Raw genomic sequence first — 15,088 nt, 5'->3', positions numbered from 1 at the left:
TTCTCCTTAGAAAACCATCATTTTAATTTCGTGCATTTTTTGCGCGAGTTTTTTCCTGGAGATAGGGAAGAGGGTCTTCAATTCCTGCGCAAAGAGAGAAACCCGGTATTCTTCGATCATCCAATAATATTCATCCATTACTTTAATTTTTTCAGCCGATGCTGACGCCGCAGTTGAGTCTATCATATTCTGCATCTCCTCGACAAGCAACTGCATTTCCTTTACCTTCCCCATGGCCTTCTCGAGATGCAAAATTCCCCTTTGCGCTGCGATGGTAAGGGCGCGAAGAAATCTGGGCGCCTGCAATAATCTTTCAGAAGAATAATGCTCCATGAAGTCTGGTGGGGCAATGTGGGCCATGGTATCTCGCAAATAGCCGAGAAATTCCTGGGCCGCCCGGTTGGCTCGATTATCATAAGCTATTGACCGGAGGCCTTCAGTGGTCTCATGACAGGTCTTTAAGATGGGCAAGGCCGCTTTCAAAACTTCTTGTCCTTCCGTCAGTATTTGGGCCTGAACCTTATCGGCGTGAGCGAGGAAGGCTGCCTCGGTCCTGATATTGAGGTCGAAAAGGTTTTTCAGCGTCCGCCTGTAAAGAGCTGCCTCAATCACCTTCGCTCCCCCCAAATACTTCGTCCAGAGCTTGGCCTCTTCATTTAAAGAAATGCTCTTTTTAAGGTATTTCAGCTTATCATGGCAGCGCAGAGCGAAGAGGGCGATCACGCCTTCTCTATGGCAACACTCAGCTTCATCCTGGTGCTGAAAAAGCCTGATTTGCACCGCCCCATCAGCAGGCGCCAAGGCCGGGTAAGCCCAACCGGCCAGACTGTGGTCATCTTTAAGTTCGACCTGGACCGGCAGTTTGCCAAAATCCCAGTCCCTGATGCCGGCCCTTTCCCATAACATCCGGCAATCTTCAAAGGCCCGGGATTTTATCTGCCGGATGGTTTCATCCTGCAGCACCGAAATGTCCCGGCTGGCGGCCACCTCGTTGTTCTTCTCGTCAAGGATGGCAAAACGCATCCGCAGATGCTCGGGAAGACCCTCCATCGGCCAGGCGGAGGCAGGTATTTCTACGTTGTAGCGTTGATAAATTAATCTCGTCAAAAAGGAAATAAAATGTCCCTGTCGGTCTTTCATCTCCTTGATGATAAAATCACAGGCGCTGTTCAAGGGCAGCAGTTTTTTCCGATATTCCTTCGGTAAGCCCTTGAGGAGAAAATTGACCTTGTCCCGCAGCAAGCCTGGAATCAGCCAGTCTGCCTTGCCCGGCTCCATAAGTGAAACAAGGTGCAGCGGAATCTTCACGGTGACTCCGTCCTGACTGTTGCCGGGGGCAAAACTATATACCAGCGGGAAATCTGTCTGGCCAAATGCAAGTTTATCAGGATAGAGGGCGAGTTCGTCGGGATCGGGCAAACTTACCAGCAGATCACTTTCCTGCAGCCGCAAAAAATTATCGCTGCCGCGGTCTTTGATGAGCTTTTGCAGGGTTTTGATGTTGTAAATTCCGGACAGTCTTTGCTCGTAAAATTGGGTGATGACCTCCTCGGGTACGAGCAGATCGGTCCTCCGTATCTTGTCCTCCAGGGCGGCAATGTTTTGTACCATTTTTTGATTGTGCAGATGGAAGGGCAGGGGATTTTTGACTTCGCCGGCCACCAGCGCCTCGCGGATAAAGATGGCGCCTGCTTCCTCGGGCGCGATGGGACCGAATGAGACCGGCCGCCTGACGACAATGACCATACCGAAGAGAGTTACCTGTTCGGAAGCCACGACTTCGCCGCGATTTTTCTCCCAGCGGGGCTCGGAATAAGTGGACCGGCAGAGCTCGCCGCCCAACTCTTCGAGCCAGTCACATTCAATGTTGGCGCACATCCGGGCGAAAACGCGGGATGTCTCCACAATCTCCGCCGCGACAATCCAGTTGCCGCCTTTTTTGAAAAGCCCGGAGCCTGGGAAAAGCATGATTTCCCGGCCACGCGTGGCCTGATAGATATTTTTTTCTTTTTTTACGGCGATATTGGACAGGTAGCCGCTCAGTATGGATTTGTGGATGGCGGCGTAAAGGGCCTGATAATCTTTAATGCCTGCGCCAGGGGAAATATTTCTTGATTTGCCCATTATCTCCTGGATCTGCGCATGAATGTCCTGCCATTCACCCATCCTTTTGTAGGAAAGAAAATGGTCATGACAATATTTTTTGACCCTGTTCCGGGAGTTATTGCCGGATTGTATGCCCCTGAATCCCTTCCAGATATTGAGCAGCGTAATAAAGTCGGACGATGGATCTTTAAAAACGGCATTCATCCGGTCGGCATCAATCTCCTTTTCTGCCGGCCGCTCGCGCGGATCAGGCAGGCTCAAGGCGGCGGCGATAATGGCTGTTTCCTCCCGGCAGCCTTCTTTCCTGGCCTCAATCAGCATCCTGGCTAGACGCGGATCCAGAGGAATCCGGGCCATGAGACGTCCCTTTTCGGTCAGTTTAACGGCGCTGCCGTCGTCGGTCGTTTTTTCTATGGCCCCCAGTTCCCGCAGGCTGTCCAAGCCATCCTGGAAGCTTCGCTGGGGCGGACGATCAATAAAGGGAAATGACGCGATGTCGCCGATCTGCAGGGAAAGCATCTTCAATATTACACCGGCCAGGTTGGACCGCATGATTTCCGGCGGTGTAAATTGGAGGCGATTATTATATTCCTCTTCGCTGTAGAGACGGATGCAGATTCCCTTGGCCACCCGACCGCACCTTCCCTTGCGCTGGTCGGCGCTGCTGCGTGATATTCCCTGGACCGGCAGGCTGTTGGTGCGGATCCGGGGATTGTATTGCGCTATGCGGGCGGTACCGGGGTCAATAACGTAGCGGACCCCCGGAATCGTAAGCGATGTTTCGGCAATATTGGTGGCGACGATAATCTTGAGAAATTTCCCCGGCTGGAAAATGCGACGCTGTTCCGACCAGGGCAGGCGGGCAAAAAGTGGCAGGATCACCGTGTGGCGGTCGAATTTTCCCTTCAGTATTTCACAGGTTTCTCGGACGTCCCGTTCCGTGGCCATGAAGATCAGGATGTCGCCGTCCAGACGCTCATCCTGCAGTTTCTCCACGGCCCGCACCGCTGCTTCAGGATCGCTCAGCTCGGCATTGCCTTCACTGTCTTGATCCAAGGGGAAATAATGGACGTCAACGGGATAGGTGCGTCCCGAGACTTCTATCACCGGCGCGTCGCCGAAGAAGCGGGAAAATTTTTCGCTATCTATGGTGGCCGAAGTGATGATCACCTTCAGATTTTTTCGTTTCCGGAGCAGCGTCTTTAATATGCCCAGGATGAAATCAATATTGAGGCTTCTTTCATGTGCTTCATCAACAATGATCGTGTCGTAGGCATTTAAACGGGGATCGGCCTGCGTCTCCATGAGCAGAATGCCGTCCGTCATGATCTTAATACCCCGCCGGCTGCCGCTTTTATCGTCAAAACGGATTTTATATCCCACGGACAGGCCCAGCGCCTCCCCCATTTCCTCGGCGATGCGGTTAGCTGTGGCGATCGCGGCAACGCGGCGCGGCTGGGTGCAGCCTATTAAACCATGCTTTCCCCGTCCCGCCTCCAGGCACATCTTGGGGATCTGGGTAGTCTTGCCGGACCCTGTTTCACCAGTAATGATAACAACCTGATGTTTTCTGATGGCAGTGATAATGGCATGCTTTTTACTGACAATCGGTAAATGGGGCGGATAAGTTATTTTTTTCGGTAAGGTCTGCCGGCCGCCGGTATTATTGCTGCCCGCTGTCACTGCCGGTGCTTTTTCTGGTAAGTTGATCATGAGCGGTGGCCTAACTGCGGTTTTGAATCACCTACTAAAACGTTAAAATCTGCTCGGCATCCTTCGCCTCCTGGAGCAGGAAATTGGGGGAACCGATAATATCGTCAACTTCGGGGATCATGTTTTCGCGGGTTACGCCCCAAATACTCGCGGCTAAGGTGCAAATATAGATTTTCACGTCTCCCGCCGATTTAACCACTTCCAGCAATTCCCTCAGATCATTACATTTATGCTTCTCTAATTGTTCGATAAAATGACCTTTCAGATCCCTGATGGAGCTGGGAAGATCAATTACTTCCAGATTCCCTTTAATCAACTTGCTGGCCGCCCAGCCGACAAAAAGGATGCGGACTTTCTTGTTGGAGACAGCGGCGATGCTGGCAAAATTAAAGGCATACAACAGGCTCTCAAAGTGGCCGTCTTTGATGATAAAAGCATAAGTGTTATCCTTCATTTGACAATACTCCTTTCTTATTATGTCAGGGCGGCAAAAAACACATTGCTCAAACGGCCGAATTCCTCCGGCGACAGGGTTTCCCCTCTCCTGCGGCCTTCGATGCCGGCCTGGTCCAATAAGATTTCAATCTCTTCGTCCGACGAGAACGGTAAATCAGCGGCGCGCAAATTATTTAAGATCGTTTTTCTGCGCATTGCAAAGGCAATTTTCACAATTTTAGAGAAAAAAAGTTCGTCTGCCAAATCAAATAAGGGTTTTTCACGCGTAACAATCTTAATTACCGAAGATGCCACCTTCGGTTGAGGATAAAAACAACTGGCCGGCACGTTCATTTCCCTGGTAGGAACAGTAAACATGGAAATCAGTACGGAAGGAATCCCGTACTCTTTGGTTCCCGGAGAAGCAACAATCCTGTCCACCACTTCCTTTTGAAACATCAGCACCATAGAACTAATATGCCGGCGAAATGCCAATAAGTGAAATAATATGGGCGTCGAAATATTATAGGGAATATTGCCTATCACCTTTAATTTCGATGCCTTGTCGTCATTTTGCAGCGTTGAGAAATCAAACGTCAAGACATCCCTTTCCATGATTTCGACGCGGGGTTGATCTTGCAGGCGCTCCCGCAGAATTGCCGTCATCCGCGGGTCCACGTCAATGGCGATTACCTTCCCGGCCTGAGACGCCAGTATCTCCGTCATAATGCCCAATCCTGCGCCAATTTCCACAACGATGTCCTGAGCATGGATATCGGCAACCAATATGATTTTACTAATGACGTTTTTATCTTCCAGAAAAGACTGCCCCAGGCACTTTCGGGGGCGCATTCCGCTGTCTCTAAGGATGCTCCGCACCGTGGTCATGGCTATTCTTCCTAACGGCTATCAGAATTTTATGGGCGATGAAATATGTAGGCACGGCAAAAAAAGGGGCCATAATGATTCCGCCGATAAGCAACGGGAGAATCATATCCCACCCCCTTTGGATTAAGTGCAACAATGAATATTCCTGAATTAAGCAGCGCGGATAACCATTGCCCAGGAGGCATTTTCCCAAACGATATTGAGTCACATAAAAAAAGGGAATCGTAAGCGGATTGGAAATTAACCAGGAACCAAGACAAGCAGCCGTAATGTTCTTTTTCAGTAGAAAACAAATCAACACAATCAAGAGCGTGTGAAGCGGGATGGTGGGAGTGACACCGATAAAAACGCCAATCGCCAACCCGAAGGCAAGGTCGCGCGGCTTCCCTTTGAGACTGATGAACTGTTGATACCATTTCTTTGCGTGATGGCTCAGCTTCATGGCAACTCCTTCTGAAGGGGCCAGCGCGAGACGGCATTCAGGTCCCAGGAATCGGCGCAACCCCTTTTAAGCAAATGAGTGCCTAATACAGCAACCATGGCGGCATTATCGGAACATAAAATCGGAGCGGGCAAAAACAGTTCGCTTCCTGCTGCACCCGCCTGTTCATGAAATCTTGCACGTAAGCGGCTATTGCAGGCCACGCCACCACAGACCACTATTTGTTTTAAGCCGGATACTGCGGCTGCTTTCATGGTCTTGGCCACTAACACGTCCACAATTGCCTCCTGGTAACTGGCGGCCAAATGAGCTAATTCCTCGCCGGCAAAGGCTTGGCCGCGTTTCTTCAATACCTCCAGCAGGGATGTCTTAAGCCCACTGAAGCTAAAGTCAAGGCTGTCTTTCATGGCCCGTGGGAATGCAAAGGCCGCCATGTTTCCCTCTTTAGCCAAACGGTCTATTACGATGCCGCCCGGATAGCCAATCCCGAGCATTTTGGCCGCTTTGTCAAATGCCTCTCCGGCCGCATCATCCCTCGTCTGCCCGAGTATTTTGAGGCTATTGAAATCACGGACATGATAAACGGCCGTATGACCACCCGAGACGACCAGCGCCGCAAAGGGAAATTCCGGTTTACGGTCAGCCAGGAAAATCGCCGCGATATGACTTTCTAAATGATTGACGCCAACAAAAGGAAGCTTACGGGCCCAGGCGAGGGCCTTGGCAAAAGATAAGCCTACCAGAAGCGAACCTACCAACCCCGGTCCCCGGGTTACAGCCAGGCCGGACAGATCATCCCAGGCGGCGCCTGCGTCTTCCATAGCCTGAAAGACCACGGGGCCGATCATTTCCGCGTGCTTCCGGGAGGCAATCTCCGGGACAATGCCGCCATATCTGCTATGCGTTGCGATCTGCGAGGCAATGACATTGGACAGGAGGGTCTGTCCATCTTTTACGACGGCGGCCGCTGTCTCGTCACAGGACGACTCTATTCCCAATACCAGCATTTGCGATATTTTCCTTTGATAAAATCGCGAAAATGTATATAGGACTTGCCTGTGATTGTAAACAAACTTTTACTCTACACTTGGAGACACGCCGCATGGAGATAATTACAGATTTTCTCGTTCTGGGAAGCGGGATTGCCGGTCTTTCTTTCGCCATAAAGGCAGCCGAGCTGGGAACGGTTGCCATCGTGACGAAAAAGGAGAAATCCGAATCCAACACCAACTATGCTCAGGGTGGCATAGCCGCCGTCTCGGACCAGAATGACCGCTTTGAATATCATATCCAGGATACACTTGTTTGCGGCGGCGGCCTCTGCCACGAAGAGGTCGTTAATTTTGTCGTTACGGAGGGACCCGAAAGGATCAAGGAACTCGTTGCCTGGGGCGTCGAATTTACCAGGACCGGAGCAGCGAATAGTATCTACGACCTGGGCAAGGAAGGCGGACATTCCATGCGCCGGGTTCTCCATGCCAAGGATTTGACCGGACGGGAGATTGAGCGGGCGCTAAGCGAAAAGGCCAATGCGAGCGATAATATAAGGTTTTTTGAAGACCATATCGCGATTGATCTCATCTTAAAATCGGCCCTTACAGGGGAAAAAGCAGAACCGGATTTGTGTCTGGGGGCCTATGTCCTCGACATACCGAACGACGCGGTTTACACCTTCAGAGCCAAATACACGGTACTGGCCACGGGAGGCGCGGGCAAGGTCTATCTCATCACGACCAATCCCGATATCGCCACTGGTGATGGCATCGCGATGGCATACAGAGCCGGTGCGGCGATTGCCAATATGGAATTTATCCAGTTCCACCCCACCTGTCTCTACCACCCCGATGCCAAGTCCTTCCTCATCAGTGAGGCAGTGCGCGGAGAAGGAGGCATCCTCAGGCTGAAGGATGGTTCTCCTTTTATGCAGAAATATCATCCCCTGGAGAGTCTTGCCCCACGTGACATCGTCGCCCAGGCGATTGACAATGAACTGAAGCGAACCGGAGATGACTATGTGCTGCTCGACGTCAGTCATAAAGACAGGGGTTTCATCACCGACCGGTTCCCCAATATTTACCATCAATGCCTCTCCTTCGGCATTGATCTTGCGAAAGATCCGATTCCCGTTGTGCCTGCGGCCCATTATCTCTGCGGCGGCGTCCTGGTTAATCATTATGCGGAAACAAGCATTGCGCAACTCTTTGCCTGTGGTGAAGCGTCCTGCACAGGGCTGCATGGCGCCAACCGTCTGGCCAGCAACTCCCTGCTGGAAGCGATAGTTTTTGCGCACCGGGCCTGCCTGAAGGCCCAGGAAGGCTTTGGTCTGGTAAACATGGAAAATATTACGATTCCGCCCTGGGACACGCGAGGCGCAACCGAAAGTGATGAATCAATTGTAGTATCACACAATTGGGATGAAATTCGAAGATGCATGTGGAATTATGTGGGTATTGTTCGCTCCGACAAGAGATTAGAACGGGCGAAACGGCGGATTGAGCTGATCTGTCGCGAAATTGACGATTACTACCGGAACTTTCTGATTACCAAAGACTTGATTGAATTAAGAAATATCGCCGCCGTGGCCAAGCTCATCGTCCAATGCGCCCGGATGAGGAAGGAAAGCCGGGGCCTGCACTACAATCTCGATAAGCCCGAAAAGGACGATCTTCGATGGTGTAAGGATACGGTAATCTCAAGAAATCGTTAAGGCCACGATAGTTCCGCTTTCCCCAGGACGCTGGTGAAAACAATCTTCATGGGCTTTATTACGTCGGCGCCCGTTTTTCCCTCAACTCCAACCGGTGGGAACTTCAAAATGTAACAGTGGCCGTAGTGTTTGTTGATGTAGGGGTAGAACTCTTCCATTAGCGGCGTGACCTTCTCAACCCTCCTGACATCCAAAGGCTTGATCTGATTCCCGCCGGCATCACTGAGAAAGATGGTCCAGCTTGAATTCGCCCGGTCGAAATCGTTGACATCGTTATTAGGCATGGCGGCATAAATAAAAATTTCCCTGAAGTCGCGGGTAAATCCCGTCTGCATGTCTTCCCTTATCTTTTTTTCTGCGTCCGTTAAGTAATAGATACGGGCATATTCCGCGTTATAGGCCTGGTTGAAAACATCGTTTTTATAGGTGGCGCTGATCTGAACCCTGGTTTCAAACCGGGAGTAAACGGTTTCCTTCCTGGTCCATTGATTTAAAGCATCGCGATATGCTTTTGATATTCCCTTATCCTTGGCCACATCAAGATAATTGCCCACATGGCTGCAGCCAGTAACAGTCAATAATACCATCATCACCAGGCCAATAATTTTCTTCATGGCTTTTCTCCAAAGATACGCTCAAAAATAAAGTCTACATGCTTCACGAAATTCTCGTTTTGGAAAATTGCTGCCAATTCCTGCGGCCCAAGATAAGAGCTCACAGCTGCGTCTCCTGTCAGCAGATCCTTGAAATTACGACCTGATTCCCATGAATTCATGGCCTGACGCTGCACAATAGCATAGGCCTCCTCACGGGACATTCCCTTGGCCACCAGTTGCAAAAGCACGAGTTGGGAAAAAATTACTCCGTGGGTCATCTCCAGATTGGCCAGCATCCTCTCGGGATAGACAAGCAGCTTATCCACCAGACCGGCAAAACGATGGAGCATGAAATCAAGCAGGATCGTGGCATCGGGAGCGATTACCCGTTCGACGGAAGAATGGCTGATATCCCTTTCATGCCAAAGCGCCACATCCTCAAGAGAGGCCAGGGCATAGGACCGCATGAGACGTGACAGACCGGAGATATTCTCCGAAAGCACCGGATTGCGCTTGTGCGGCATCGCCGACGATCCCTTCTGACCGGCCGAAAAGTATTCTTCCACCTCCCGCACTTCCGTTCTCTGCAATAATCTGATCTCCTGGGAGAATTTGTCTAGGGAAGAAGCGATAATAGCCAGGGTCGTAAAATATTCGGCATGGCGGTCTCTTTGCACGATTTGCGATGAAACAGGCGCGGGTTGCAGCCCCAGTTTACGGCAGACATATTCTTCCACCGCAGGTTCAACAAAGGAAAAGGTGCCCACGGCGCCTGATATCTTGCCGACGCTGATCGTTTCTTGGGCCTGTAAGAGACGGCGTCTGTTTCTTGTCATCTCCTGATACCAGAGCCCCATCTTTAATCCGAAGGTAATAGGTTCCGCATGAATGCCGTGGGTTCTGCCAATCATGATGGTGTTGCGATATTGAAATGCCTTTTTTTTCAGTGCGGCCAGCAGCTCCTCCACGTCAGCCAGCAGGATGTCCGCCGCCTCGCGCAGGAGGAGCGCAAGCGACGTATCGAGGATATCCGAGGAAGTCAGCCCCAGGTGCAGGAAGCGGCCATCCTCCCCTACCTGCTGCGACACATCGGTGAGAAAGGCAATGACGTCGTGCTTGGTCGTCTTCTCTATCTCATCAATCCTGCCCACATCAAAACCGGCTTTGGCCCTGATGTTTTCCAACGCCGAAAAAGGGATTTCCCCTCTTTGGGCCAGGGCCTCACATACTAAAATCTCGATCTCGAGCCATTTATTATACCTGTTCTCTGCGCTCCAGACAGCGCTCATTTCTTCTCTTGCATAGCGGTCAATCAATGTTCATCTCCTAACTTCGGTATTATACATTAAAACAAGTGATTTGATTTTTATCTTAATTTACCCTTGGTAGTCAAGAAATTAACGCGGTAGTGTCATGTCAACAATACTCTGTAATTTCGAAAGAGTCTTCACGGCTGAGAAATCTTAGATTTCTCCCTGCGGTCGAAATGACATTTCTTGATTGACGAGACAGTAGGGGTTTTGCCGGAGTCACAATTAAATTTGCAAAGATCGCTTTCTTGATATAGAAAAGATCATAATAATAACCCTCATGCCCGAAGCGGGCACAACGAAACATGAAAATCCCCCCTTAACCCCCCTTTGGTAAAGGGGGGATGGGGGGATTTTCATATAAACGAGGAGAAAAAATAAAAATGGGAAAATTAATTAAATCAGCCCTGTTGATCGGTTTGTTGTTGTCCTTGGGGGTGACGGGCTGGGCAAAAGAAAAATCGTCCGTCGCGATCATTCCCTTTTCTATCTCCAGTGCGGAGAATATTGATTACGTTCAACAAGGCATCTGGGACATTCTGACCTCCCGCATCTCTTTAAATGGCACAATAGATGCCGTTAATAAAGACATCGTCCTTGCGAATCTTAAGGAATCTGCCAAAAAAGAGCTGACCCTGGCCGACATCTACGGACTGGGTAAAAGGATGAATGTTGATTTCGTCGTCTGGGGCAATATCACCAAGATCGGCAATAACGTCAGCATAGACGGCAAACTCGTTGATGTAAGCGCTTACATGTCGCCCGTAGGCATCTTTGTCCAGTCTCAAGGTCTCGACGAAATAATCCCCAAGATTAATGATTTTGCCCAAAGAATCAGCAATCATATCACGGGGGATAACGCTGCTGCCGCTGCCGCTCCGCAGGAACCATCGTCCCCACAGGCAATACGCGAAAAAGAAATCATCGCCGGGATGAAAGCCGGTAAAAAGGGAACCGTTACCGCCATCCCGCTTAAACCTGTCTCTGTCAATCCCCCTCAGTCATCGGACAAATAAGGCCCCCGGATGAGCCATCGTAGGGGCGGGTTTATATTCCAGATAGCAGCACTCGGGGATGACAATTGAAGCAGTCCCTGGGGCGGGTTTGAAACCCGCCTTTACTTCTTCTCCCGCTTCTCTTTCATCGCCCGCCAGACTTTTTCATAGGACAGCGGCAGACTGTTCACCCGCACCCCCATGGCATCGTAAATGGCATTGGCAAAGCAGCCCATCGTGGGTATGGTGGCCCCCTCGCCTACTTCCTTGACGCCCCAGGGACCTGCCGGTTCACAGCTTTCCACGAGCGAGGAGGTGATCCGGGGCATATCCAGGGCCGTGGGCATCCGGTAATCGCCCAGGTTGGCATTCATGATTTTACCTTTGGCATCAAACTGCACCTCTTCCCAGATGGACTCTCCCATACCCATAAACAGCGCCCCATGGACTTGAGCATGCAGAAGCGCGGGATTGATGACCATACCGCAGTCGTGCACATCCCAGACATCTATGACCTTTACTTCTCCGGTCTCCTCAACAATTTCCACTTCGCTGATCTGGGCGGCAAAGCTGTAAGCAGGGGAAGTGCCCACCGCCGCTCCCTTGAAGTTTCCACCCAGTTTGGGCGGCGTATATGAGCCCAGCCCCACCAGCGGTCCCTTCTTGACAAAATACTCCCTGGCCACCCTGGCAAAAGGTATCGTTTTTTCCGGTTCCAATGTGCTGAAAACAATGCCCTCCCGACAGTCCAGATTGCCGGGATTTTTGTCTAAAAGCACGCCGGCCATTTCTAATATCAGTTTTTTTACCTCTTCTCCGGCCTGCTTGACAGCCGCCCCGGACATCAGCGTCTGGCGACTGGCGTAGGCGCCAAAGTCATGCGGGGTAGTTTCGGTGTCGGCCGAGATTATCTTCATGTTTGCATAGGTATAGCCCATCGCCTCAGCCGCCATCTGGCAGAGCACGGTGTCTGACCCCTGGCCGATGTCGGTGGCGCCGACATATAAGGTGGCGGCAGTTCCATCCGGATGCACCTTGATGATAGCTGCCGAATGAGGCAGATCGGTACGATAGATCGGATAGCCGGCGCCGGAGACAAAACTTCCCGTGGCCACCCCGATTCCCCTACCGGGCGGCATTTTGCCCTTTTTACGGTCCCAGTCGGATAAATCCCTGGCTTTCTCGAGACAGGCGGTCATTTCGCAGGAATTTACCTTAAACTCATTGGGTGTCACGGTGTTTGGCTGACGGGCATTCCGCAGGCGCAGCTCCACGGGATCAATCCCCAGTTCCACGGCAACATTGTCCAAATGGCACTCCAGGGCGTAACGTGGTTGCGGCGCGCCATGACCGCGCTGAGCGCCGCAGGCCGGGAGATTGGTATAGACCCGCACCATATCGAATTTATAGTTTTCAAAATCATAGGTCAGGGTAAGCATGGCCCCGGCATAATAGGCAGAAGCAATCCCCAGGCTGGTGTAGGCGCCGCCATCCATGATGAAATTGGCATGTACGCCAAGAATTTTCCCGTCTTTATCCACACCGCTGGTAATTTCCATGATCTGGCGGTGGCGGCCACGATTGTGCGCGAACATATCCGGGCGATCGTAAAACATTTTTACGGGTCGTCCTGTCATTCTGGCCAGCACGGCGCCAGCAAATTCCAGGCCCGTTGGTTCCAATTTACCACCGAATCCACCTCCCACATAGGTTTTTATCACGCGCACATCTCCCATCGGCAAACCGAATTCCCTGGCGATATAATGCTGAAAATAGTGCGGCGATTGTGTACTGGCATAGATTGTCAGCTTCCCGTCCTCCCACATGGAGATGGCGGAATGGGGCTCAATCGGACATTGGTAAGTCCGCTGCCCGATGAACTTATCGGTGCGGACGAGATAAGCATTGGCAAAAGCCTCTTCCACATTGCCAAAATTCTGATGAATTTCCGTATTGACGTTTCCTTTGTATTCAGCGTGAACCTGGGGCGCTCCCTCTTTCAAGGCCTCGATGGGGTCAAAGACCGCCGGTAGGATTTCGTATTCGACTTTGATCAGCTTCAATGCCTTGTAAACCGTATCCTCATCAAGAGCGGCCACGGCAGCCACCTTGTCGCCAACAAAACGCACTTTATCAATGCATAAAATGTTTTCATCCCAGCGCGCCGGACTGATGCCGTATTTCAAGGTGGGGACGTCTTTATGGGTAATCACCGCTTTCACGCCCGGAAGTTTCTCTGCCTCGGAGGTATCTATGCTTAAAATACGGGCATGGGCATGCGGACTGGTCAGGATTTTTCCCACCAGCATGTTGGGAAACCGCAGGTCTCCCGTATATTTGGCCTGGCCGGTCACCTTGACCCGGCTGTCTATCTTCGGAACACTCTTACCTATAACTGAGTATTTTTCCATTTCATTGCTCCCCTTCCGTTATGCTTCCGCGACAGCCATGATCGCCTTGACGATATTCACATAGCCAGTACAACGGCACAGATTGCCGGCAATGGCCCTCCTGATTTCTGTTTCCGAAGGATGCTGATTCTTGGTCAGAAGAGCTTTGGCGGAAAGGATCATCCCGGACGTACAGTAACCGCACTGAACAGCCGCATTATCAATAAAGGATTGCTGAATATCATCCAGTTTTTCATGTTCAGCAACCCCCTCGATCGTCGTAATTTCCCGGCCATCAATTTCGACCGCCAGAACCAGGCAGGAATCAACGGGCTTGCCATCCAGCAACACCGTACAGGAACCGCAGTTGCCCAGCTTGCATCCTCTTTTTGTGCCTGTCAGATTCAACTGGTTCCGCAGTAAATCAACAAGCAACGTGCTGGCCTTGACTGTCGCCGTAAGGCGGTCGCCGTTCACCGTTACGTTTAGAAGATACCTCATAATACCATTTTTATCTTTTATGCCCTGCATCGTCATCCTCTCCTTATCGATTTTATCAAGATTCAGTTTGTTCCAAATAGATGGCTTTCAGCAAAGCACGCCGTGTAAAGACCCGGACCATTTCCCGTCGGTATTCTTCTGAAGCGCGAATATCGGAAATTGGTTTGCACTCGGCCGACGCACTTTTAGCCGCTGCGGCTATCAGAGCCTTCGTTACCTTCTTACCCCGGAGTTTTGCTTCCGCTTTTTTGGCCCGCATGGGTATCGGTGCGACTGCACCCAGCACGATGCGGATATCTTCAACAATCCCGGCTTCCATGGTCACGGCCACTGCCACGCCGACCACGGCCAAAGCGCCGGAAGCGCGCAGGCCAAACTTGACGTAGGCGCTTCCCGTGGTGGACTGTTCGGGAATGACAATTGCCTCCATAATCTCGTCTGGGGCAATAACCGTGCGACTCGGACCAACGATAAAATCTTCGAGCAGCATCGTGCGGCTGCCTTCCATGCCAACCAGAACTATGGTCGCGCCCAGAGCGATCAAAATGGGAGGCAGATCCGCCGAAGGCACGGCATTGACGATATTGCCGCCAATCGAACCCATATTCCTGATCTGATTATTGGCCATGGAGTGCGCCGCTTCCGAGACCGACATAAAATTACCGTTCAGGACGGTAGAATTGACAATATCATTAGGGGTGGCCCGGGCGCCGATAACCACACCTCGGCCCGGCAGGTATTCTATGTCCGCCATCCCGCTGATGCCCCTGAGTGAAACAAGCGCCTCGGGAATCAGGAGCTCCTGCTTCATCTTCGGCAGCAGGTCCGTACCACCGGCCAGCACCTTGGCTTTGGACCCATAGCGGACTAATATTTCACAGGCTTCCGGTATAGTCTCCGGCTGGTAATAGTTGAAATCGGGTAAGTGCATCGAATAACTCTCCTTCCTTGCTTTCACATTAAATTCATTGGCACTATCAGTCGTTTGCACATAATACTCTCAAG

At 51.3% G+C, this 15,088-nt stretch carries 12 protein-coding genes; 2 read left to right on the top strand and 10 right to left on the bottom strand.

Annotated elements, in window-relative coordinates:
* Positions 1–6: 6 nt before the first annotated feature.
* From hrpA to tsaD, 5 genes are read right to left on the bottom strand one after another with little or no spacing between them, the layout of a single operon-like run.
* On the bottom strand, positions 7–3,819 hold the full coding sequence (gene hrpA, locus NT140_09085) for an ATP-dependent RNA helicase HrpA (protein MCX5832026.1): 3,813 nt from the start codon (positions 3,817–3,819) through the stop codon (positions 7–9).
* 34 nt (positions 3,820–3,853) lie between these two features.
* The gene (locus tag NT140_09080) at positions 3,854–4,273 is read right to left on the bottom strand and encodes a DsrE/DsrF/DrsH-like family protein (protein MCX5832025.1); all 420 of its coding nucleotides are present in this window, start codon (positions 4,271–4,273) and stop codon (positions 3,854–3,856) included.
* Positions 4,274–4,293: 20 nt separating this feature from the next.
* Positions 4,294–5,142 carry a 16S rRNA (adenine(1518)-N(6)/adenine(1519)-N(6))-dimethyltransferase RsmA gene (rsmA, locus tag NT140_09075; protein ID MCX5832024.1) on the bottom strand — a complete coding sequence of 283 codons (849 nt, stop codon included), beginning with the start codon at positions 5,140–5,142 and terminating at the stop codon, positions 4,294–4,296.
* Entirely contained in the window at positions 5,117–5,584 is a 468-nt protein-coding gene (locus NT140_09070) for a DUF2062 domain-containing protein (protein MCX5832023.1), read from the bottom strand. Before NT140_09070 ends, rsmA begins: the two co-directional genes overlap by 26 nt.
* Complete coding sequence (tsaD, locus tag NT140_09065) at positions 5,581–6,591, bottom strand: tRNA (adenosine(37)-N6)-threonylcarbamoyltransferase complex transferase subunit TsaD (protein MCX5832022.1); 1,011 nt, start codon at positions 6,589–6,591, stop codon at positions 5,581–5,583. The genes NT140_09070 and tsaD overlap by 4 nt, the downstream gene beginning before the upstream one ends.
* Before the next feature lie 95 nt (positions 6,592–6,686).
* Between tsaD and nadB the strand changes: the two genes are divergently transcribed.
* Complete coding sequence (nadB, locus tag NT140_09060) at positions 6,687–8,291, top strand: L-aspartate oxidase (protein ID MCX5832021.1); 1,605 nt, start codon at positions 6,687–6,689, stop codon at positions 8,289–8,291.
* On the opposite strand, the gene NT140_09055 is transcribed toward nadB, so the two are convergent.
* Both NT140_09055 and purB read right to left on the bottom strand, forming a co-directional pair.
* Positions 8,288–8,905: a hypothetical protein gene (locus NT140_09055; GenBank protein ID MCX5832020.1), complete on the bottom strand. Its 618-nt coding sequence runs from the start codon at positions 8,903–8,905 to the stop codon at positions 8,288–8,290. The two genes, nadB and NT140_09055, sit on opposite strands and share 4 nt — an antisense overlap.
* The gene (purB, locus tag NT140_09050; protein ID MCX5832019.1) at positions 8,902–10,203 is read right to left on the bottom strand and encodes an adenylosuccinate lyase; all 1,302 of its coding nucleotides are present in this window, start codon (positions 10,201–10,203) and stop codon (positions 8,902–8,904) included. The genes NT140_09055 and purB overlap by 4 nt, the downstream gene beginning before the upstream one ends.
* A 377-nt stretch (positions 10,204–10,580) precedes the next feature.
* On the opposite strand from purB, the gene NT140_09045 reads away from it, so the two are divergent.
* Positions 10,581–11,213, top strand: coding sequence for a hypothetical protein (locus NT140_09045; protein MCX5832018.1), 633 nt, complete (start codon positions 10,581–10,583; stop codon positions 11,211–11,213).
* A 101-nt stretch (positions 11,214–11,314) separates the two neighbouring features.
* Here NT140_09045 and hcrA read toward each other — a convergent pair whose 3' ends face one another.
* Genes hcrA through NT140_09030 form a run of 3 tightly spaced genes read right to left on the bottom strand, consistent with a single transcriptional unit; the run spans position 11,315 to position 15,014 of the window.
* A complete protein-coding gene (hcrA, locus tag NT140_09040) occupies positions 11,315–13,603 on the bottom strand; it encodes a 4-hydroxybenzoyl-CoA reductase subunit alpha (protein MCX5832017.1) in 2,289 nt (762 codons plus the stop codon).
* An 18-nt stretch (positions 13,604–13,621) separates the two neighbouring features.
* Entirely contained in the window at positions 13,622–14,083 is a 462-nt protein-coding gene (locus NT140_09035; GenBank protein MCX5832016.1) for a (2Fe-2S)-binding protein, read from the bottom strand.
* A 55-nt stretch (positions 14,084–14,138) separates the two neighbouring features.
* Positions 14,139–15,014, bottom strand: a complete 876-nt coding sequence (locus NT140_09030; GenBank protein MCX5832015.1) for a xanthine dehydrogenase family protein subunit M — start codon at positions 15,012–15,014, stop codon at positions 14,139–14,141.
* Positions 15,015–15,088 lie beyond the last annotated feature (74 nt).

The organism is Deltaproteobacteria bacterium (assembly GCA_026388415.1).
Classification (GTDB): Bacteria; Desulfobacterota; Syntrophia; order Syntrophales; family JACQWR01; genus JAPLJV01.
Note: the sequence above shows the minus strand (reverse complement) of the source record. Positions and strands in the feature narration are given on the sequence as shown.

Bases quoted from the DNA above. Each gene is read 5' to 3' on its own strand.
- NT140_09045 (MCX5832018.1), top strand. From the start codon at position 10,581: ATGGGAAAATTAATTAAATCAGCCCTGTTGATCGGTTTGTTGTTGTCC.
- NT140_09030 (MCX5832015.1), bottom strand. From the start codon at position 15,014: ATGCACTTACCCGATTTCAACTATTACCAGCCGGAGACTATACCGGAA.
- nadB (MCX5832021.1), top strand. From the start codon at position 6,687: ATGGAGATAATTACAGATTTTCTCGTTCTGGGAAGCGGGATTGCCGGT.
- rsmA (MCX5832024.1), bottom strand. From the start codon at position 5,142: ATGACCACGGTGCGGAGCATCCTTAGAGACAGCGGAATGCGCCCCCGA.
- NT140_09080 (MCX5832025.1), bottom strand. From the start codon at position 4,273: ATGAAGGATAACACTTATGCTTTTATCATCAAAGACGGCCACTTTGAG.
- NT140_09070 (MCX5832023.1), bottom strand. From the start codon at position 5,584: ATGAAGCTGAGCCATCACGCAAAGAAATGGTATCAACAGTTCATCAGT.
- hcrA (MCX5832017.1), bottom strand. From the start codon at position 13,603: ATGGAAAAATACTCAGTTATAGGTAAGAGTGTTCCGAAGATAGACAGC.
- tsaD (MCX5832022.1), bottom strand. From the start codon at position 6,591: ATGCTGGTATTGGGAATAGAGTCGTCCTGTGACGAGACAGCGGCCGCC.
- hrpA (MCX5832026.1), bottom strand. From the start codon at position 3,819: ATGATCAACTTACCAGAAAAAGCACCGGCAGTGACAGCGGGCAGCAAT.
- NT140_09055 (MCX5832020.1), bottom strand. From the start codon at position 8,905: ATGAAGAAAATTATTGGCCTGGTGATGATGGTATTATTGACTGTTACT.
- NT140_09035 (MCX5832016.1), bottom strand. From the start codon at position 14,083: ATGAGGTATCTTCTAAACGTAACGGTGAACGGCGACCGCCTTACGGCG.